The sequence below is a fragment of the Halomonas sp. KHS3 genome (genome assembly GCF_000830495.1).
In the GTDB taxonomy this organism is placed as follows: Bacteria; Pseudomonadota; Gammaproteobacteria; order Pseudomonadales; family Halomonadaceae; genus Vreelandella; species Vreelandella titanicae.
Genome location: NZ_JWHY01000013.1, coordinates 61,137 through 79,716 on the forward strand (window position 1 = coordinate 61,137; position 18,580 = coordinate 79,716).

Annotated in this window: 23 protein-coding genes; 11 read left to right on the forward strand and 12 right to left on the reverse strand. The window is 56.4% G+C overall.

All coding sequences use genetic code 11. The annotated features are described in order from the left end of the window. Positions 1-39: 39 nt before the first annotated feature. From RO22_RS21975 to trmB, 4 genes are read right to left on the reverse strand one after another with little or no spacing between them, the layout of a single operon-like run. A complete protein-coding gene (locus tag RO22_RS21975) occupies positions 40-411 on the reverse strand; it encodes a diacylglycerol kinase (protein ID WP_022522083.1) in 372 nt (123 codons plus the stop codon). Between the two features lie 34 nt (positions 412-445). Further along, entirely contained in the window at positions 446-1,921 is a 1,476-nt protein-coding gene (dacB, locus tag RO22_RS21980; RefSeq protein WP_027958632.1) for a D-alanyl-D-alanine carboxypeptidase/D-alanyl-D-alanine-endopeptidase, read from the reverse strand. 9 nt (positions 1,922-1,930) lie between these two features. Continuing rightward, positions 1,931-2,260 (reverse strand): DMT family transporter, encoded by a 330-nt coding sequence (locus RO22_RS21985; protein WP_022522081.1) that lies wholly within the window; start codon positions 2,258-2,260, stop codon positions 1,931-1,933. After that, complete coding sequence (trmB, locus tag RO22_RS21990) at positions 2,257-2,922, reverse strand: tRNA (guanine(46)-N(7))-methyltransferase TrmB (RefSeq protein WP_009287456.1); 666 nt, start codon at positions 2,920-2,922, stop codon at positions 2,257-2,259. The genes RO22_RS21985 and trmB overlap by 4 nt, the downstream gene beginning before the upstream one ends. Positions 2,923-3,143: 221 nt before the next feature. Here trmB and RO22_RS21995 point away from each other — a divergent pair, with 221 nt between their 5' ends. The 7 genes from RO22_RS21995 (at position 3,144) to RO22_RS22025 (ending at position 10,409) form a co-directional block, all read left to right on the forward strand. Beyond that, on the forward strand, positions 3,144-5,027 hold the full coding sequence (locus RO22_RS21995; protein WP_041159411.1) for a beta-ketoacyl synthase: 1,884 nt from the start codon (positions 3,144-3,146) through the stop codon (positions 5,025-5,027). Continuing rightward, positions 5,024-5,518 (forward strand): pantetheine-phosphate adenylyltransferase, encoded by a 495-nt coding sequence (gene coaD, locus RO22_RS22000; protein ID WP_022522078.1) that lies wholly within the window; start codon positions 5,024-5,026, stop codon positions 5,516-5,518. Before RO22_RS21995 ends, coaD begins: the two co-directional genes overlap by 4 nt. A 222-nt stretch (positions 5,519-5,740) precedes the next feature. Beyond that, the gene (locus tag RO22_RS22005; protein WP_008957577.1) at positions 5,741-5,989 is read left to right on the forward strand and encodes a YfhL family 4Fe-4S dicluster ferredoxin; all 249 of its coding nucleotides are present in this window, start codon (positions 5,741-5,743) and stop codon (positions 5,987-5,989) included. Positions 5,990-5,994: 5 nt separating this feature from the next. Then, positions 5,995-7,293, forward strand: a complete 1,299-nt coding sequence (locus tag RO22_RS22010; RefSeq protein WP_041159403.1) for an MATE family efflux transporter — start codon at positions 5,995-5,997, stop codon at positions 7,291-7,293. 158 nt (positions 7,294-7,451) lie between these two features. Continuing rightward, positions 7,452-8,762 (forward strand): short-chain fatty acid transporter, encoded by a 1,311-nt coding sequence (locus RO22_RS22015; protein WP_009287459.1) that lies wholly within the window; start codon positions 7,452-7,454, stop codon positions 8,760-8,762. Between the two features lie 91 nt (positions 8,763-8,853). After that, positions 8,854-9,381, forward strand: coding sequence for an acyl-CoA thioesterase (locus RO22_RS22020; protein ID WP_009287460.1), 528 nt, complete (start codon positions 8,854-8,856; stop codon positions 9,379-9,381). A 23-nt stretch (positions 9,382-9,404) separates the two neighbouring features. Further along, on the forward strand, positions 9,405-10,409 hold the full coding sequence (locus RO22_RS22025; RefSeq protein ID WP_041159404.1) for a hypothetical protein: 1,005 nt from the start codon (positions 9,405-9,407) through the stop codon (positions 10,407-10,409). Position 10,410: 1 nt separating this feature from the next. Here RO22_RS22025 and RO22_RS22030 read toward each other — a convergent pair whose 3' ends face one another. Next, the gene (locus tag RO22_RS22030) at positions 10,411-11,805 is read right to left on the reverse strand and encodes a PLP-dependent aminotransferase family protein (RefSeq protein WP_041159405.1); all 1,395 of its coding nucleotides are present in this window, start codon (positions 11,803-11,805) and stop codon (positions 10,411-10,413) included. A gap of 97 nt (positions 11,806-11,902) precedes the next feature. Here RO22_RS22030 and RO22_RS22035 point away from each other — a divergent pair, with 97 nt between their 5' ends. Beyond that, complete coding sequence (locus RO22_RS22035; RefSeq protein ID WP_041159406.1) at positions 11,903-12,508, forward strand: LysE family translocator; 606 nt, start codon at positions 11,903-11,905, stop codon at positions 12,506-12,508. 28 nt (positions 12,509-12,536) lie between these two features. Here the strand turns inward: RO22_RS22035 and RO22_RS22040 are convergent, their stop codons facing one another. Both RO22_RS22040 and RO22_RS22045 read right to left on the reverse strand, forming a co-directional pair. Continuing rightward, positions 12,537-12,908 carry an I78 family peptidase inhibitor gene (locus tag RO22_RS22040; protein WP_027958627.1) on the reverse strand — a complete coding sequence of 124 codons (372 nt, stop codon included), beginning with the start codon at positions 12,906-12,908 and terminating at the stop codon, positions 12,537-12,539. A gap of 109 nt (positions 12,909-13,017) precedes the next feature. Further along, positions 13,018-13,149 carry an entericidin A/B family lipoprotein gene (locus tag RO22_RS22045; RefSeq protein WP_027958626.1) on the reverse strand — a complete coding sequence of 44 codons (132 nt, stop codon included), beginning with the start codon at positions 13,147-13,149 and terminating at the stop codon, positions 13,018-13,020. Positions 13,150-13,323: 174 nt separating this feature from the next. Here RO22_RS22045 and RO22_RS22050 point away from each other — a divergent pair, with 174 nt between their 5' ends. Then, on the forward strand, positions 13,324-13,743 hold the full coding sequence (locus tag RO22_RS22050) for an HIT domain-containing protein (RefSeq protein WP_027958625.1): 420 nt from the start codon (positions 13,324-13,326) through the stop codon (positions 13,741-13,743). Between the two features lie 7 nt (positions 13,744-13,750). Here the strand turns inward: RO22_RS22050 and RO22_RS22055 are convergent, their stop codons facing one another. From RO22_RS22055 to RO22_RS22070, 4 genes are all read right to left on the reverse strand, one after another. Further along, positions 13,751-14,800 carry a nickel/cobalt transporter gene (locus RO22_RS22055; RefSeq protein WP_009287464.1) on the reverse strand — a complete coding sequence of 350 codons (1,050 nt, stop codon included), beginning with the start codon at positions 14,798-14,800 and terminating at the stop codon, positions 13,751-13,753. Positions 14,801-14,879: 79 nt separating this feature from the next. Beyond that, on the reverse strand, positions 14,880-15,539 hold the full coding sequence (locus RO22_RS22060; RefSeq protein ID WP_041159407.1) for a DUF1007 family protein: 660 nt from the start codon (positions 15,537-15,539) through the stop codon (positions 14,880-14,882). Beyond that, the gene (locus RO22_RS22065; RefSeq protein ID WP_041159408.1) at positions 15,536-15,895 is read right to left on the reverse strand and encodes a hypothetical protein; all 360 of its coding nucleotides are present in this window, start codon (positions 15,893-15,895) and stop codon (positions 15,536-15,538) included. Before RO22_RS22065 ends, RO22_RS22060 begins: the two co-directional genes overlap by 4 nt. Further along, complete coding sequence (locus RO22_RS22070; RefSeq protein ID WP_022522069.1) at positions 15,892-16,452, reverse strand: hypothetical protein; 561 nt, start codon at positions 16,450-16,452, stop codon at positions 15,892-15,894. The genes RO22_RS22065 and RO22_RS22070 overlap by 4 nt, the downstream gene beginning before the upstream one ends. Positions 16,453-16,592: 140 nt before the next feature. Here RO22_RS22070 and RO22_RS22075 point away from each other — a divergent pair, with 140 nt between their 5' ends. Both RO22_RS22075 and RO22_RS22080 read left to right on the forward strand, forming a co-directional pair. Continuing rightward, entirely contained in the window at positions 16,593-17,726 is a 1,134-nt protein-coding gene (locus RO22_RS22075) for a glycerate kinase (protein WP_041159409.1), read from the forward strand. A gap of 246 nt (positions 17,727-17,972) precedes the next feature. Continuing rightward, the gene (locus RO22_RS22080; RefSeq protein ID WP_027958621.1) at positions 17,973-18,449 is read left to right on the forward strand and encodes a Dps family protein; all 477 of its coding nucleotides are present in this window, start codon (positions 17,973-17,975) and stop codon (positions 18,447-18,449) included. Positions 18,450-18,515: 66 nt separating this feature from the next. On the opposite strand, the gene RO22_RS25405 is transcribed toward RO22_RS22080, so the two are convergent. Further along, positions 18,516-18,578, reverse strand: coding sequence for an IS3 family transposase (locus tag RO22_RS25405; RefSeq protein ID WP_152618913.1), 63 nt, complete (start codon positions 18,576-18,578; stop codon positions 18,516-18,518). Positions 18,579-18,580 lie beyond the last annotated feature (2 nt).

The window sequence follows — 18,580 nt, forward strand, 5'->3', positions numbered from 1 at the left end:
CTGACAGCGCGTCAAAAACGTTCGCTTTCAATTACCTGCTTAGCTAAAGAATTTTTCCCAGCCCAATAGCCCCCAGGTAAGCCCGGCCATGATCAGCGACAGCATCACCGCCGCCGAACCAATATCCTTGGCCCGCCCTGAAAGCTCATGGTGCTCGGTACCAATCCGATCCACCACGTTCTCAATCGCACTATTAAGCAGCTCCACTATCAGTACAAAAAACAGACTACCCACTAGCAGTAGCCAACTGATAGGTCCTTCACCGATCCACCAGGCAAGCGGCAGCAGTACTACCGTAATGCCGACCTCTTGACGGAAAGCCGCCTCGTTTCTGAACGCCGCTTTCAGGCCTTTCCACGAATAGCGTGTGGAGTGAACCAAATGTGTTAAACCGGTATGCCCAGGTTTCATGCAGATCGCCTCACCTTGTGAGCGTAGAGTTTGTTCAATTCGCTAACATCATTGCTTCTAGATCCTGTGACAACGGATCCAGCACTTCAGTCCAGCTTAAATAAGGCGTACTGCCGTTACCATTGACCATGACACTAAACACCCCCCAGCGCCCTTGCGCAGTGCGAAAATAGCCCGCCGCGGCGCGTACTGCAAAAGGTTGGTTAAGCGTGCCGGTTTTGATCATGACATTGTTTTGAAACGTGGAGGAACCTCGCCGAATGAAGCGCATTACCCCGTTAGCGGGTGACTGAAAGGCCGCCACAAAGCTGGGAAACAGGCTACTTTGACGAAACATGTCCTCCAGCATTACGTTAACGCCCTGGGCCGATGTGCGGTTTTCAGTGGTCAGTCCGCTACCACTATACAATGTTAACGGCCCGTGCCCGGGCAGGCTGTGGGCGTAAGTTTCAATCGCCTGGCCCGCCTGGCGTAGCTGTGCCTGGGGTGTCTCGACGAGATCCAGCGCCAGCACATCGGCCATATAGTTATTGGAGTAGTTCATGATGCGCAGCAATAGCTCTTGCAGTGGCTGGCTGTCCACCGCCGCCAGACGCTGGGCGCTGCTAGGCGGCTGAGACGAGCTAACGCGCCACGCTTCGCGCACCTGTATACCCGCCTGGTTCAACATGCCCATTAGGACTTGCGCGGTTGTTTCGGCGGCATCCCCTGCGCCACGGTAGACATCGCGTGCAGTGGCATTGGTGGAGATCTGCCCCGTCAAGCGCATCACGTCGCCACGCTCATCGGTAATTCGTTCAGCGCTAATCTCAGTACCGCTATTGGCGGGGCGGGTGATTACTTGGTTATCAATGGTGATCAGCGACGTCTGGCTATCGCATAGCCCCACTTGGGCGGGCTCACCCGCGTTCGTCGCTGGTGCGACATTAACGCACCAGCTACCAAAGTTAACGCCAGCTGAGGAGAGCGGCGCGCTATAGGCATTGGCAACCCGAGTCAGGGCATTACAGCGGTCCGTGGTAATACAGTCCACTGACCCAAAGCGCCACTGGCTGACCACCAACGCCCCCTCTACCTCACGCACCCCGGCTAAGTGCAAACGCTGCACCAAGCGCCAAAGGTTCTCAGTGGTTAGGCCCGGGTCCCCGCCGCCCTCAAACACCAAGTCACCGCGTAACACCCCATTTTCAATGCTAGCGGAGCTGACCAGTTGGCTGGTAAAGCGGTGCTGGGGGCCAAAACGGTTTAGCGCCGCCGCCGACAAGTAGGCTTTAGTGACCGAAGCGGGCGACAGCTGTCGATCCGGGGTGATGCTGCCCAACAACGCATTGGCGCCTGCATCGGCATCCAAAAGGCGTGCTTCCGCGCTAATCGAAAAGCCTTTGCTCTGCAGTTGGCCCAGGCGATTGAAATCGGCGAACAGACTGGTGCTGGCACACAGCGCCAGTGTGGCTACACCTGTCACCAGCGACCAGCGCTGCATGCGCTTAACAGCAAAAAAACACCCCATTACAGCTCCTCAATGCACATTCATTTTTGAAAACATTTGCAGCATGACCACGCCTGCTACTATCAAACTAATTCCTATCACCGCCGGCAAATCAGGCTTTTCACCGAATACCACTATGCCGACCAAGGTGACCAGCACAATGCCCAGGCCTGCCCAAATCGCATAGGCAACCCCTACCGGCAGCGTGCGCAGCACCAGGCTGAGCAAATAAAAAGCTAACCCGTAACCCACTACCACCACCACGCTGGGTAGCGGGCGCGTGAAGCCCATGGAGGCTTTTAAGGCGCTCGTGGCGATCACTTCGGCCACAATCGCCAACACCAAATAGACAAACGTCATGTTCGCTCCAACTCAACGCATAAACGCCACAGAACCTGGCCACTCTGAGCATACTTAGCTTCGAAAGGGGTTAAATAGTCCCCTTTAGGCGCAATTTCAGTCACCGCTGCTTGTTTGCCGGTTACCTGTGCCACTGCCAAAGCAAACTCTTCAACGTAGAGGGACCAGTTGGAGCGCAACTCAAGATACCCGCCAAGCGCCAACAGTGTGGGTAAAACCGCATGGCCATGCCAGCGCATTTTTAGGTGCCCCGCCTTGGGATAAGGGTTCGGATAAAGGAGAAAGTGATACTCTGGCGCCCAGCCAGCCTGATAGGCCAAGCGCCAAAAGTCGACCAGATCCGCTCTTACCAGCAGCGCATTGTCAGGCAACTGGCCGTGGTCGCGCCCCAAACGATCCTCGCTGCGATCCACGCCGATTACCGCATGGGCAGGGAACTGCACCGCCAGTTGGCGGGTCGATATCCCCACGCCACAGCCCGAATCGAGTATCAACGGTGCCTGACGGCCCACGAACCACTCTGCCGCCAGGGCGAAACTGCGCTGCGTGTGTTCGGCGATTGGTTTACGTAGCGGATGCGTTAACGCTCGGCTCACTCGTCGGGCGAGATCCTGATGTGGGCCTGGCTGATTAGAAACCACTGGTCGAGAAGTATGCTGCATGCCATTACTCGGCTGAAAAGCGTGATTCTATCAGTCTCGAACGCTTGCGGCATGACGCCGTTGCTCAGCCGGTGCTATGATCACGCATAACGTGCTTCTTAGCGTACTTATTAAGCGCATGGTACTAGGCATCATATACCGAGTACTTTTGCCGATAATTGTTATTACCACCACCGCACCACGAGGAACCCGGCTTGTCACACTTACCGGTGATTGTCGGCATGGGCGGCATCAATCCCGCTGGCAGAACCTCTGGCCATCAGGCCTTCCGCCGCACCGTGCTTGATGCCCTTCCTGCTGACCAGCAACGCCAGACACTGGAAGGCTTGGCCGCGCTTATGCGTCTAGTCGAGCACTCCGAAGAGGGGTGGCACGATAGTCAAGGTCAGCCCGTAGAGGCCCCAGCGCAGTCGCTGCGCGATCAGGTGCTGAACCACACCCTGATCCGACGCAACGAAGACCCACGCTTTCTCGACCCTGGCATGCCGTCAAACCGGCAAGCCAGCATGCAGTTGGCCGAGCCGCTACGCTTTACCCTGCGCCGCCGCCAGTTACCCGAACACCTGCCGGAGGATTGGCAGGTGCGCGACATTGATGCCCGTGAGGTAGAAGTGAGCGTACCTGCAGGGGTGTTAGAGGTACTGCTTCCCGACGCGCAGTTACCCAAGGTACGCGCGGCGGCCCAGCTACCCAGCGGCTTTGACCCCGCAAACCTCTACCGCAGCGTGCACCACCCCCGCGGGCTATCGCTGGCGGTATTTGGTGCCAGCGACTGCCTGGGCGCCAGCGGTCTCTCTTGGGAGACGCTGCGCCAGCAGTTAAACCCGGATCATATTGCCGTTTACGCCGGGAACTCCATTGGCCAGCTAGACGATCAGGGCTGGGGCGGCTTACTGAAAAGCCTGGTGAGTGGTCAACGCGCCACCTCCAAGCAGATGCCTCTGGGCTATGGTCAAATGCCCGCCGACTTTTTGAATGCCTATGTGCTGGGTAGCGTAGGTGGCACCGGCGCAGCGTTAGGCGCCTGTGCCAGCTTTCTCTATAACCTGCGCCTGGGTATTGATGACATTCGCGCCGGACGCCGCCGTGTGGTGATGGTGGGTACCGCAGATGCCCCCATCACCCCGGAAATCATCGAGGGTTTCAGGGCCATGGGTGCGCTAGCTGACGACGCTGGTCTGAAAGCCCTGGATGCTCTGGAGCTGCTCACCGACAGCGATTATCAGCGCGCCTGCCGTCCGTTTGCGCGCAACTGTGGCTTTACCATGGCGGAAGCCAGCCAGTTCGTGCTACTGATGGACGATGCCCTAGCGTTGGAAGTCGGCGCGGATATTCTCGGTGCGGTGCCTGATGTGTTCGTTAATGCCGATGGTTACAAGCGCTCGATTTCGGCGCCGGGCATCGGCAACTACATCACCCTCGGCAAAGCGACTGCGTTGGTGCGCGATATGCTGGGCGAAAAATCCCTTAAAGAGCGCAGCTTTTTGCACGCTCACGGCACCAGCACACCCAAAAACCGCATTACCGAATCCCATGTGTTCGACGAAATTGCCCGCGCCAACGGCATTAGCGACTGGCCCGTAGTGGCGATTAAAGCCTTTATTGGCCACTCACAAGGCTCCGCGGCGGGCGACCAGTTGGCGAGCGCACTGGGTAGTTTTGCCCACGACTTGCTGCCGGGCATTCCCACGCTGGATACGGTGGCTGACGATGTCTATGCTGAGCGGCTGCGCTTTTCTCAAACGGCACAAACTTTTCGCGCGGACGCTGCTTTTATTAACGCCAAGGGCTTCGGCGGCAACAACGCCACCGGCGTGGTGCTTTCACCTGCAGTGACCGAACGCCTGCTGACGCAGCGCCACGGCGCGGCGGCGGTGAACGCCTGGAAAACCCGTCGCGAAACCACCCGCGAAGCGGCAGCGGCCTACTTGGCCCAGGCAGACCATGGCCACTACGCCCCACGCTATCAGTTTGGTGAAGCGGTGCTGGAGGGCCCAGAGCTGGATATTCACGCTGACCGGATTCATATCCCCGGTTACGACCACGCCGTCTCCTTAACCAGCGATAACCCGTTTGGCTGCCTGGACGAGGAGAGCGAGGAATGACCACGCGCAAACTGAATATCGCCGTCTACCCCGGCACCTTCGACCCTATCACCAATGGCCATTTTGACCTGATCGAGCGCGGCGCACGGATGTTCGACAAAGTGGTCATCGCGGTGGCGGCAAGCCCTGGCAAAAGCCCCCACCTCGACTTGGAAACGCGCATGAGCTTAGTGAAAGCGGTCTGCGCGCCGCTGCCCAACGTTGAGGTGATCGGCTTCTCGACCCTGCTCACAACCATGATGCACGAACAGGGTGCGACAATCATTCTGCGCGGCCTGCGCGCGGTCTCTGACTTTGAGTACGAGCTGCAGTTGGCCAATATGAACCGCGCACAAAACCCGGAGCTGGAGAGCGTGTTTTTAACCCCCGCGGTAGAAAATTCGTATATCTCTTCAACCATCGTGCGCGAAATTGCCAAGCTTGGCGGCGATATTTCCCCCCTGGTGCATCCTCAGGTCGCCGAAGCGCTGCGTAACCACTACACTAGCTAACCAACGCCATTGTTGAGTAAAACACTCAGGTATTGCTATTGATACCTTAGGGGTTTGTACGAAAAGTCGCTGAGCGAAGGCCAGACTAGGCAAAAATCGGCGAAAAAACGGAGTTTACAGGGTGTAAATGAGTATTTTGAGCCGATTTTTAACAACGTATGGACGAGCGCAAGCAGTTTTCGTGCAAAGCCCGAGTGTTAATGCCATCTGCGAGGTATGCCCATGGCCCTGATGATTACCGACGAGTGCATTAACTGCGACGTCTGCGAGCCCGAATGCCCCAATGATGCGATCTCCCCCGGTGAGGAGATCTACGTCATTGACCCTAATCTATGCACCGAGTGCGTGGGTCACTATGACGAACCTCAATGCCAACAGGTCTGCCCGGTGGACTGCATTCCACTTGACCCTGAACGCCACGAAAGCCAAGAACAGTTGATGAAGAAGTACCGCATCATCACTGCCGCCTAAACCCAATGCGGATTTGGGCCCTTGCTTGGCCAATCATCCTCTCCAATATCACCGTCCCACTGCTCGGGTTGGTGGATACCGCTGTGGTCGGGCACTTGCCCGACTCCCGCTACTTAGCCGGCGTTACCCTCGGCGCCACACTGTTTAGCTTCCTCTATTGGGGGTTTGGCTTTTTGCGCATGGGTACTACGGGGCTAGTCGCCCAAGCCATGGGGCGCGAGAGCGATACAGACGTGCGCAACCTGCTGGGGCAGTCGCTGATCATGGCGCTGGTGATTGGTAGCCTGCTGATTGTGTTTGCCTCGCCGCTGATTACGCTCGGTTTATGGCTCTTAGATGGTAGTGAAGTAGCGACCGATTTAGCCCGCGAGTACGCCCATATACGCCTCTGGTCTGCACCGGCGGTGCTCGCCAACTACGCCATTCTGGGCTGGTTTTTGGGCCAACAGAACTCCCGCGTTACGCTAATGATTCTACTGCTCACCAACAGCGTTAATATCGTGCTGGATTTATGGTTTGTGGTGGGTCTGGGAATGACCAGCAACGGCGTGGCCTGGGCGAGCGTAATCGCTGACTACAGTGCCCTAGCGTTTGGTAGCTACCTGGTGCTACGCCAGCTAACCCGACTGGATGGCCATTTTTTGCGCGAGCGTCTGCTGGCACTCGCAGCTTACACAGCCCTGTTTAACGTCAACGCCAACCTATTTGTGCGCACTCTCGGCCTGCTGTTTGCCATGGCGTTCTTTACCGCCCAGGGTGCTCGTCAAGGCGACACAGTGCTTGCTGCCAACGCTGTGCTGCTACAATTTATCATGCTCACCAGCTACGCCCTGGACGGTTTTGCCCACGCTGCCGAATCACTGATTGGGCGCGCCTATGGCCGTCAGGATTGGCAGGAATTTGCCGCCACTGTGCGCGCCGCCGCGCGATTTTCATTATGGACGGCTGGCGCTGCCGCCCTGCTGTTCGCGCTGGGCGGCAATGCGCTCATAGCGCTGCTCACCGGCCTTGAAGAGGTGCGTGCAACTGCGGCGCAGTACTTGCCCTGGATGGTCGTCATGCCGCTGATTGCGGTATGGAGCTACCTCCTTGATGGGGTGTTTATTGGCACCACTGCGGTACGTGAAATGCGTAACAGTATCTTTATTGGCCTAGCCGCCTATCTGCCCATTTGGTGGCTAACCCAGGGATTGGGCAATCATGGGCTCTGGCTGGCGTTTATGCTGTTCACGCTGGTGCGCTCGGCGGTGCTGATCGCCTACTACTATTTTCACTACCATCGCCCCTACCGGTTAAACCATTAGCGTTAAAACAGGCGCAATTAACCTCAACTACGCTAACGTAAGATTAAGCGGGCAGCTTCAACGTGAAAATTTCCGTACTCACCCGTATATTAGCTATGCCGTTACACTTCCAAGACCTTGCTTAGCCACTTCCTAATAATGAATAAAGAGAGCATCCCATGCTTAAAATGATCTCAAAACCGGCGGTAAAGCTGGTGGAGCGCTATCTCCCCGACCCGTATATTTTCGTACTATTGCTGACATTAATTGCCTCGGCCGCCGCAATCGCCATTGAGCGGCAAACACCGCTGGCAGTACTGCGCTTCTGGGGTGATGGCTTCTGGGGCTTGCTGACGTTCTCTATGCAGATGCTGCTGGTGCTGGTCACCGGTTTTATGCTGGCAAGCTCACCGCCAGTAAAACGCATTCTGCAGAAAATAGCCGGTACTGCGAAATCCCCTGGCGGTGCAATCATCCTAGTGACGCTGGTCTCATTGGCGGCCAGCTGGATTAACTGGGGGTTTGGCCTTGTGGTCGGCGCGCTATTTGCCAAAGAGCTGGCCCGGTTGATCCGCGTTGACTATCGGCTATTAGTGGCCAGTGCTTACTCAGGCTTTGTGGTGTGGCACGGCGGTTTGGCAGGTTCAATCCCGCTAACCATCGCTACCGAAGGGCATTTTTCCGCCGATCAAATTGGAGTGATTGGTACCGGCTCTACGATTTTCGCCTTCTTCAACCTCGCTATTGTGGCCTGCCTATTTATTGCCATCCCACTGGTAAACCGCATGATGCTGCCGGATGAGAAGGATAGCGTCTATGTCGACCCAAATGTTCTGAATGACGAGCCCGAGCCGGTTGGCCGCATTACTCGCCCTGCTGAACGCCTGGAAAATAGCTTTACCCTCGCCCTGCTGGTCGGAGTGCCGGGGCTGCTGTTCTTGCTTGATCACTTCCTGTTACGAAGTGGCGGCTTAAACCTTAACGTCGTTAACTTTATGTTTCTGTTCCTAGCCATTGTGTTGCACCGCACGCCACGTAATCTGCTCAATAGCCTGCACGAAGCGATTAAAGGCGGCGCGGGGATTGTCATCCAATTCCCATTTTACGCTGGCATCATGGCCATCATGGTGCAGTCCGGACTAGCAGAGAGCATGTCCGAGTGGCTGGTCTCCTTTGCCACCACCAATACACTGCCGTTCTGGTCGTTTATCAGCGCGGGTATTGTCAACCTATTCGTCCCTTCCGGCGGCGGCCAGTGGGCAGTTCAGGCACCGGTGATGCTACCGGCTGCTCAGGCCTTAGGAGCTGATATTCCGAGGGTTGCCATGGCGGTGGCTTGGGGCGATGCCTGGACTAACCTGCTACAGCCCTTCTGGGCACTCCCGGTGCTCGCCATTGCGGGCCTAAAGGCGAAAGATATTATGGGCTTCTGCCTGATTCAGCTTTTTATCACCGGCATTATTATTTCCGTCGGTCTGGTATGGTTTTAAACAACCGCCAATGACTGCCCGTCGCTCAGTTTGCCAAGCATATGAGTAGCGGGCAGCCGTTATTGGGCTCAAGTAACAGCAGGAGCACCGTATGACAGATGCCGAGATCAGCGCGAACGCTGCCCTACCTGGGCAGCATGAACTCTCCATGACCGTACTGATGACGCCCGATATGGCGAATTTCAGCGGCAAAGTGCATGGTGGCGCAATTCTTAAAAAGCTCGATGAAGTCGCTTTTGCTTGCGCCAGCCGCTATTCGGGCCACTATGTGGTGACGCTGTCGGTGGATCAGGTGTTGTTTAAGCAGCCGATTCATGTCGGCGAGCTGGTCACCTTTCTAGCCAGCGTTAATCATGTTGGTCGCTCGTCGATGGAAGTGGGCATCAAGGTCGTGGCTGAAGATATTCGTAATAAGCTGATCCGTCATACCAACAGTTGCTACCTCACCATGGTAGCGGTGGACGCTGATGGTAAACCCGCTAGCGTACCGCCGCTCAAGTTGGCCACACCGCTCCAGGAACTGCGTTTTGAAAAGGCGGCACTGCGCAAAAAATTACGCAAACAGGCAGAAAAAGAGGAACTGCTGACCCAGCAGCATTACCAGTCCCAGGCCCATTAAAGACCCAACGACAAGGAGTTCGTATGCCCGCCAGGGAACGCTATCCACACCTGCCTAAAGCGGTTGAATACGCCCATATTGGTTGGGATTTTTTTATCCTGGCGCTAGTGGTGATTAATCTATCGCTACTGCTGTTTGATTCGCTGTTTCTGCTTGACCCTATTAACCAGGGCATCGCCAACCTCGCCCCCGGTTTTCACACCTTCTACGATGACGTGATTCATAGCCGTTTTATCACCATCGACCTGGTATTTGTCAGCTTTTTTATCGCCGACGTACTGCTGGGCTGGTCAATCGCGATTGCCGAGCGGCGCTACCACCGCTGGTTTTTCTACCCCTTCGTGCACTGGTACGATGTGCTGGGCTGCATTCCCCTCGCGGGCTTCCGACTACTGCGTATTTTACGCGTTGTATCGTTAATCAATCGGCTGCATCGCCTCGGCCTTATTGATGTTACCCACTGGTACATCTATCAATTTGTGGCCAAGTATTACGACATTCTGCTTGAGGAGCTTTCCGACCGCATCGCCCTGCGTCTATTGGGCAATGTACAGCAGCAGATACGCGCCAGCGATTCGCTGACCGAGCGCGTGATTGAACGTGTGATCATGCCCCGCAAAGCTCAGCTGATTCATGAGATCGCTCAGCGGCTGGAGAGCACTATCGGCAAAGCCTACCAGCACAACCGCCAATCCATTATGGCGGCAATCAGTGATTTAGTTAGCCGCACGCTACGGGAAAGCCCCGAGATTCAGCGCCTTAATCGCCTGCCCATGGGGCAGCAGGCCACCAGCGCGATGGAAGCATCACTCAGCGGCGTTGCTCAACGGCTAGTCGATGAGCTGCTGCTAGGCATTCATTCGGATGAGTTTAGGCAGTTAGTGGAGCGCACCGCCGACAGCGGCTTCGACACCTGGCTGACGGTTGACGAAGGCAGCAACCGGGTCACCGAGCAGGTGCTGTACGACGTCCTCGAAATGCTTAAAGACCAGGTGCGCCACCAGGGCTGGAAAGACCGCTACGAGTAATTCACAAAGTGACAGGGGCTAATGGGCGTTCGGTTAAACAGGCGGCGACGATACTCAATGCCTGAATCAGTTCACTGCGATCCGCCGCGGCCCCAACACATAGCCGAATCGCTTGGGGCGCTGGCGTGCTCCCGACACAAAAGGGCTCTGCGCTGCTGACCTTAACGCCCCGCTGCAGTAGCCGTTCACACAGCTCTACGGCCCGGCTCCCCTCTGGCAGCGCAAGCCATACATTGCTGCTGTGCGAACGCCCGCTTAAGGAAAAATCTTTTAGCCATTCGGCAGCCAACTGCTGACGCTCCGCGAGCTCCTGAGTTTGCCAGGTAAGTAATTTTTCCGCCGCGGCCTGATTAATCCAATGGCAAACCACATCGACCATTAGCGGTGGCACCATCCAACTCTGAGCGCGAAGGCCTGTCGCTAACCGCTCGTGCAAGCTTTTAGGCGCACGCAGTACGCCAATTCGTAGCCCACCCGCCAGCACTTTAGCGGTACTAAACACAAACAGCGTGCGCTCCGGCGCAAGCCTGTAAAGGGGTGTACCGCGCTGCTCAGCGGGTAGATACTGCACGCCATCTTCAATCAGCCAGATATCGTAGCGCCGTGCCAACGTTACCAGTCGCTCGCGGCGCGATTCGCTTAAACACGCGCCGGTGGGGTTGTTCTGTTCCGGCGTTAGATAAATCGCTCTAGGTGGCTGCCGGGCACACTGCGCCTCAAGCAGATCCATGCGCATCCCTTCACTGTCTTGACCAATGCCTACCAACTTTAGATGCCCCTGCTGCGCAGCGCTGATGGCACCGGGATAGGTCAAGGCATCAGCGGCCAACAGCTCGCCCGGCCTTAGCAAGGTGCTGAGCGCCAAACTAAGGCCATGCTGCCCCCCCTGGGTAATGAGCAGCTCATCGGCCATCAGCGGCATACCCAAAGTATTTAACCAGCGAGCGAGTACTTCACGATGCTCATAACGCCCCTGGGCCTGTTGGTAAGTAACACCACGTGCTAATGCTGCCCCGGATTGACTTAAAGCGACCAGCGCTTCGCTCAACAGCGTCTGCCGCAACGGGTGGGGCGGTGGCAGGCTAAGGCTTAAATCGATCACACCGGCCGTTTCGTCAGCGGGAAACGTCAGGCTAAAAGCATTGTTTTGGTCTTGGCTCTTCACATAGGTGCCGCTACCCACCCGTGCCGACACCCAGCCATTGCGTTCAGCCTCAGCGTACCCCCGGGTTACCGTGCCAATGGTCACACCTAGCGCATCCGCCAAGCGGCGCTGGGGCGGCAATCGCTCCCCTGGCAGTAGTGTTCCCGCCTGGATAGCGGCTTCAATGGCACTGGCAATAGCGCGGTAACGTGAACCAGAAAATTCAGCTAGCGAAGGCACCCACATTGTCATGGTGACAATAAAACCTTTGACGTCAATTTAAACCCCATTATGCTAGCAAAAGCGGCAACAAAACAATCCTTATCACCAAATTGTATGGATACAATAAATGAATAGCGAATGGGTAATCCTCGGTCCGGCCGCGCTCTATATGATGTCGATGACGCTTACCCCAGGGCCGAACAACGTTATGCTTACCGCCTCTGGCGCTAACTTCGGCTTTAGGCGTACGCTGCCGCATATGTGGGGGATTTTAGGCGGCTGCTTTTTGTTGTTTGCAGGTATAGCACTGGGCTTGGGCGTGCTGTTTGAACGCTACCCGGCGATTCAAACGGCACTGCGCTGGATAGGCAGCGCGTATTTGCTCTATTTGGCTTGGAAAATTGCCAGCGCCCCGCCGCCCAATCTTAAGGCGCAGACCCATAGCGTACCCTTTACATTTTGGCAGGCAGCGGCGTTTCAGTTTGCCAATCCTAAAGCGTGGGTAATGGGGCTGGCGCTGATGGCGGGTTTTCTGCCCGAAAGCGGTCAGCCGATAGTCAACGCGCTAGTGCTGGCGGGCTTTGCTGAACTAGTGGGACTACCGTGCATCGCTTTGTGGGCCGCCTTTGGCACGGCGATTGGGCAGTGGATCAAAACGGAGGCCGCGTGGCGGGCGTTCAATATCACCATGGGGGCAATGACCGCCGCCTGCGTCGTGCTGATTTTAGGTTAGCCTGAAAACGAGCTGTGCTCGGCTACCGTTAGCCGCAGCGCAGCGCTTCAATGCCGTCTTGATCATCAAGATGGATATTTAAGCGATCCGGACGGTGATCCATGGTGGCCATACTACCAGGGCGCAGCACGCGTACTTGCCGAGCGCCGCTATCGCTTTGTAACTGCGCAACGTTAGCCTCGTCGAAGGGCTCACCGATAGCGGATTGAATAGCGTCTAGATCACAGCTGGCAGCCTGTTCACCGCTGGAACCGTTCGGCGCTACCGTTGGCGGCGGTGGCGCTGCGTCTACGTCGTCGTTGGCAGGGGAAATCGGCATTTGGGAACTAACGCAGGCCGTTAACAACAGTGCACAAGCGCTAACAGCAGCGAACTTAGCCAGAGTAATACGGGGTTTCATCCTTGAATCTCCAAAAATAGGGGCATGGAAACCGGTTATAAAAACCAACGGGCCGGGCGTTAGCCTAGCCCGTAGGATACCACTTGCTTTAAAACACAGTCTTACTTAATTATTCAGCGGCATCTTGGACGGCTTTACCGCCCTCTTGCACATCCTGACCAGCGCCAGAGATGGTGTTACAACCAGTTAGAACACCCGCTGTCATCAGCAGCATAAAGCTCATGGCCAATAATTTTTTCATTTTCCGTTCTCCTTAACGAGTCATTCAACATCGGGAAACTCCACTGGCAACGTCATTTGCCTCTTGGGAGTTTTTTCAGGGTAACAGCGTTTTGGCAATCGCGCTCGCTTTCCCTACGTCGCTTCGAGGCGACTATACTAGCAATTACCTAAACCCTTGCCCGGAGCCTATCCTTTGATCAAATTCGAGCTGGATGAACGCCTTGCCGCCGACACCTTCCCCATCGCAGACCTTCCGCTAAGCCGCGTGCTATTAATGAATGACGCACGCTATCCCTGGGTGATTCTAGTACCGCGCCACGCCTCTATTAGCGAAGTATTTGAGCTTCCTGCTGACGACCAGCAGCAGCTGTGGCGGGAAGCCACTCAGCTAGGTGAAGCAATGAAAACAGCGCTTGAGGGGGACAAAATCAATATTGCCTCGCTAGGCAATGTGGTTAGCCAACTGCATGTACACGTTGTGCTTAGACGGCACAGCGATGCGACCTGGCCGGCACCGGTATGGGGCAATGGCAGCCCCGAACCCTACGACCTGGATGGCCAGGCGCAGTTACGGGATCAGTTACTGGCACTTATCGACGGGCTTGATATATAGACGACTTTTACCCCGTTAATGGGTGGCCTTGACGAGCAGGTGGCTCATTGAGGAGCGGCCCACTGGCAGGCTGTGCGACGCCCGCAACGCTAAGCGAAATCCCTATTACTACTATCAGCGCACCACCGGCCAAGGCCACCCAGCCGGTGGCTTTTTGTACGCTGCGCTGGCTGTACTGCTGCTTGGATAAGCGCCGCTGCGCCCAGCCACGGGCAAAAATGCTCGCCAGGGCAAGCGCTGATACGGTTATCCCAGTGCCGATCGACATGGCCACTACCGATGCTACCCCCACCTCAAACTGACCCAGCAAGCTGGCTGCCCCCAGCATTAATACCGCCCCACTACAGGGACGCATACCAATAGCACCGACCGTCATCATCGCCGTACGCCAATCTAACGCCTGATGCGGTTCAATATGGTGAGCACCACCGCAACAGTGGCTGTGGTCATGACCATGGCTATGTTCGTGGTTTGGATTATGTTCATGGTCTTGATTATGTTCATGGCCTGGGCTGTGCGAATGAGCCGCTCGCTCCGGCTGATAGGCTCGCCGCAACTGCTTGACGGCCCGCCAGCATAGCCACGCCCCTAACGCCGCCACCAGCAGAAAACTAGCCTGCTCTACCCAGGCAACGCTACCCATGGCCTGCCGGGTTATCCAGCCTAGGCCGTAAACCAGCACAACGACCAGCGCAATGGCGGTCACGCCTTGCAGTAAGGAGGCAGCAAAAGAGAGCCCCAAGGCGCGCTTTACCGCACCGCCGTGGGAGGCTAAGTAGGTCGCCAAGACGGCTTTACCGTGCCCCGGCCCGGCGGCATGAAAGACGCCATAAGCGAAGCTAATGCCTAGCAGGCTCACCCAGGTCGCCATGGTGGGGGTGCGCGACAGTTCGGTAATCGCCAGCGTTAGCGAACGGTGCAGATCACGCTGCCAACCAAGTAGCTGATAGCTCACGCTCTGAAACCCGCCTTGCCAAACGATGATGAGCACTGCTGCGGCTAGCAGCAGACCCAGCATTAACCCTAATTGACGTGTAAAGGGCCGTGTTAAAAACATTTAACCGCTCCACCGAAAAAGCTGTTATAAAGTAACAAGGCCATAAAATAGCACGGCTCTGCCTGTTTTCGAACAGCGCCTAGCGACAATCAACTTGGCCGGTTTCGGCAAAATAGCGCCCCAAGCCGGGCTCACCACTCTCATCTTTATCGAGCAGCGCCGCTTGCATCACCAACTCAGGGTCGGGATCCGCGGGGAGAATAGACAACTCACAGACAGGCTCACCGTGAAGTATCAGTGCATCATCCCGTGGCTGGCCACCTTCCTCCTCGTGCACCACTTCGATGTAGTAGGTGGGGTCAAACACTTGGTAGCTAAGCATGGCATCTGTCAGCGGTTGGGGCGCTTCCAGCGGCAGGATAAACATAAAGGTAAGCCGCCCATCCCGCTCCATGGCGGTATATTCGCTTACCTCACCCAACGCCTGGCGTTCACCATTAATACTCACTTCGGTTAAATAGTGCTGCGCGGCGAGATTATCGCGAATCTCTTTGCCAAGCTGATCCAGCCCCTCCTCTAGACTGGCGTTTTCCACCTGCTGTAGTTCTTCAAAAACGACCAGGCTGTAGAAGGGATCCATCCGCCAGGTTTGATGCAGGCCACTCACCATGCCCTGATCATCGGTGATGACCCGCACACTCAGGTCGATCCAGCCGTGAGGGTGGGCACGGGCATCGGGGCTGACCACAAAGCCACTCATACCCAAGCAAACGGCTACTGCGGTACCCGCCCACTTCATGGCGCGACACCTAATTTATGTTGCAAGGCGACAAGCCAAGGGTCGAGCAAATAGGGCGGCAAGGGCTGACTTCCCTTCAGCGCCGACACACTAACGCGGCTGCCCCTGCCCTCTTCGCTTACCTGCAGTTGCAGGCGATACTCCGGCCAGCGGGCAAGGGATGCCTCGGCGCGCCCCAACGACAGATCCGCATGGCGTACCACATAGCCCTGCTCCACCATCAATTCCACGGCTTCGCGGAAGGTTTCCTCTGAAGAGGTAGCGTAAACCAGTTCACGGGGTTCCAAAGGCGTTGTCGTCGCGCAGCCAACCAATCCACCCAGTAGCCCGATTAACAACCAGTGGCGCATTCTCATAACGGCCTCCCGGTCGCAGGGACGGTTTGCGTAAAACTGGTTTGAAAGCGCTGACAGAAATCGTCGTTGCTGGCACTGTAGGATTCACGCAGATCACCCCAGTGATCGAAGCGGCGAATATCTCGGGATATACGTATATGCGTGTCGTCCACCAATAGCGATACACGCTCCACCTCCACCGGCTGCTGGCCCACGCCACCGCCATAACCAATCCCCCCGATGCCAAAACCGACACCGGAACCACCGCGCCCTATGCCCACACCACCAAACAGGCGCATTCCACGCCCATAGCTGTAGGCATCATCGTAAGGATCATAATAGCCGTGCAGTGGCCGTTCGCGGCTGGCGCTGATCAAGCCCAGGGAAGTATCGGTAGAGTTCAGGGTAAACCCCCACTCGGTGAGCACCTCAACGCTGGTTTCCAGCGCCCGCTCATGGGTGGCGGGGAAATAGCACGAAGCCGCTGGCGCTGGTTCCGCTTGGGGCAGACGGTCAGGAACCACTTGGCAGCCAGCAAGTACCAGCAGACAGGTTAAGCTTATGGGTATCGACTTCATGTTAGTCCCTCTAAATGGGCGAGGCCGCTGGTTTGGCGCAGGCTAGCGCGCTAAGCTCGCCAAAAGTGGTCATACTTAACTGACATTGTAGGGTAATGAAGACACCGTATTGAAGACACCGTTTTGCGGAGATCGTGCTAATGAATGTTTTGCTTTGCCCCGACAGCTTCAAAGATGCACTGAGCGCCCAAGACGCCGCAACTGCCATGGCGCGGGGCGTGCAGCGCGCTGCACCTGAGGCGCACATTCAAGTCTGCCCTTTAGCGGACGGCGGCGAAGGCAGTCTAGACGCACTCATCGCCGCTACTGGTGCCGAGCGGCGCCAGCTAAACGTTCAAGATGCCCTGGGCCGCCCTCGTCAAGCAGCCTGGGGATGGCTGAGCGACCAGCGTACCGCGTTTATTGAGCTGGCTGAAGCCAGCGGATTACAGCACTTAGCGGCCGACGAGCGTAATGCGCTACACACCTCTACCTTTGGGGTGGGTGAACTACTGCTGGCGGCACTGGATCAAGGCGCAGAAAAAGCGCTTTTGCTGCTTGGCGGCAGCGCCACCAATGACGGCGGCGCCGGTATGCTGCAGGCACTGGGCGCGCGCTTTTTAGATCAGAGCGGCGAACTGCTTCCCCCCGGCGGCGCGGCGCTTAACCAATTGGCTAGCTTAGAACTCGATGGACTAGACCCGCGGTTAGCCAAGTTTAGCCTGGAAGCCGCCGTTGATGTGGACAACCCGCTGCTAGGCGAACGTGGTGCCAGCGCGGTATTTGGCCCGCAAAAAGGTGCATCACCTGAAGAGGTCGAGCAGTTGGATCGTGCGCTGGGTCACTTCGCCGATATCAGCGCTCATGCATTAAGCGATGATTATCGAATGCTACCGGGCGTAGGGGCCGCGGGCGGTATGGGGTTTGCGGCCAAGGCTTTTTTAAATGCCACGCTAAAGCCCGGTATTGAGATGATTATGCAGCAGGCCGGCATGGCTTCGCTGTTGGCCCGTGCCGACCTGGTGATTACCGGCGAAGGCCGTTTGGATGGGCAGAGCCTGGCGGGTAAAACGCCCATCGGCGTTTCCCGTGCTGCCAAACGTCTCCACAAACCCGTCATCGTGCTGGCGGGCAGCCTAGGCGATGGTTGGCAAGCCTGTTTTGATGAAGGCGTCACCGCCGCTTTCGCGTTAGCCGATGGCCCCATGACGTTAGCTGACGCACTACCGCGCACCGCTAAACTGCTGGAAGCGCGCTGTGAAAGCCTGCTTCGTCTGTGGGTACACAGACCTTGAAATGTATGTAGACCTTGAAAAAAGCTCTCGCCGCCAGCATCTATTAAATCAGCAAAGGGTAACGAAAGTGGCTTAATGTCGAAGCACCAATGGCAAAGCGCTAATTTCAAAGTTCTATTTCAAAGATCTATGGCCGCGATGCAAAAAACTTGTTTTGCATCGCTACAGTTACACCCTATTCTGAAAGCACGCATCAACCGCCGCCTACTGTGGCATAAACACTGCGGCATAAAGAGGAAGCAGGATATGACTGACACCAACAGCATTGGCCTACACGAAGGTAGCGCTAGTCAACTCGCAGAAAAGCTCAACCACCTGCTGGCCAATTACCAAATTTTCTATATGAACGTACGCGGCTACCACTGGAATGTTCGCGGTAGCGACTTTTTCGAGCTGCACGCCAAGTTTGAAGAGTTCTACACCGACCTGCTGACCAAAGTGGACGAGGTTGCCGAGCGCATCCTGACCCTGGGTCACAAGCCGGTACACGCCTACAGCGACTACGTAACGCTGTCGCGCATTCAGGAAGATAAAGACGTTCACGATGGCACCACCTGCGTCAAAGGCGTGCTGAAAGGCTACCAAACCATCATTGAGCTGCAGCGTGAGCTGCTGGCGCTTGCCTCTGACGCCGACGATGAAGGTACCGCGGCGCAAGCCGGTGACTACATTCGCGAGCAGGAAAAAACCATCTGGATGCTCAACGCCTATTTAAGCAAGTAAGCGTCATCTTTTGATGTAAGAACGGCACCGTCTTGAACTGACCCCATAAACTTGGACAGTGAAAAACTAAGCAGCCAAGGCCTGATTTCGGTACTGCACCGGACTCAGGCCTTTTAATTTGGTCTTAATCC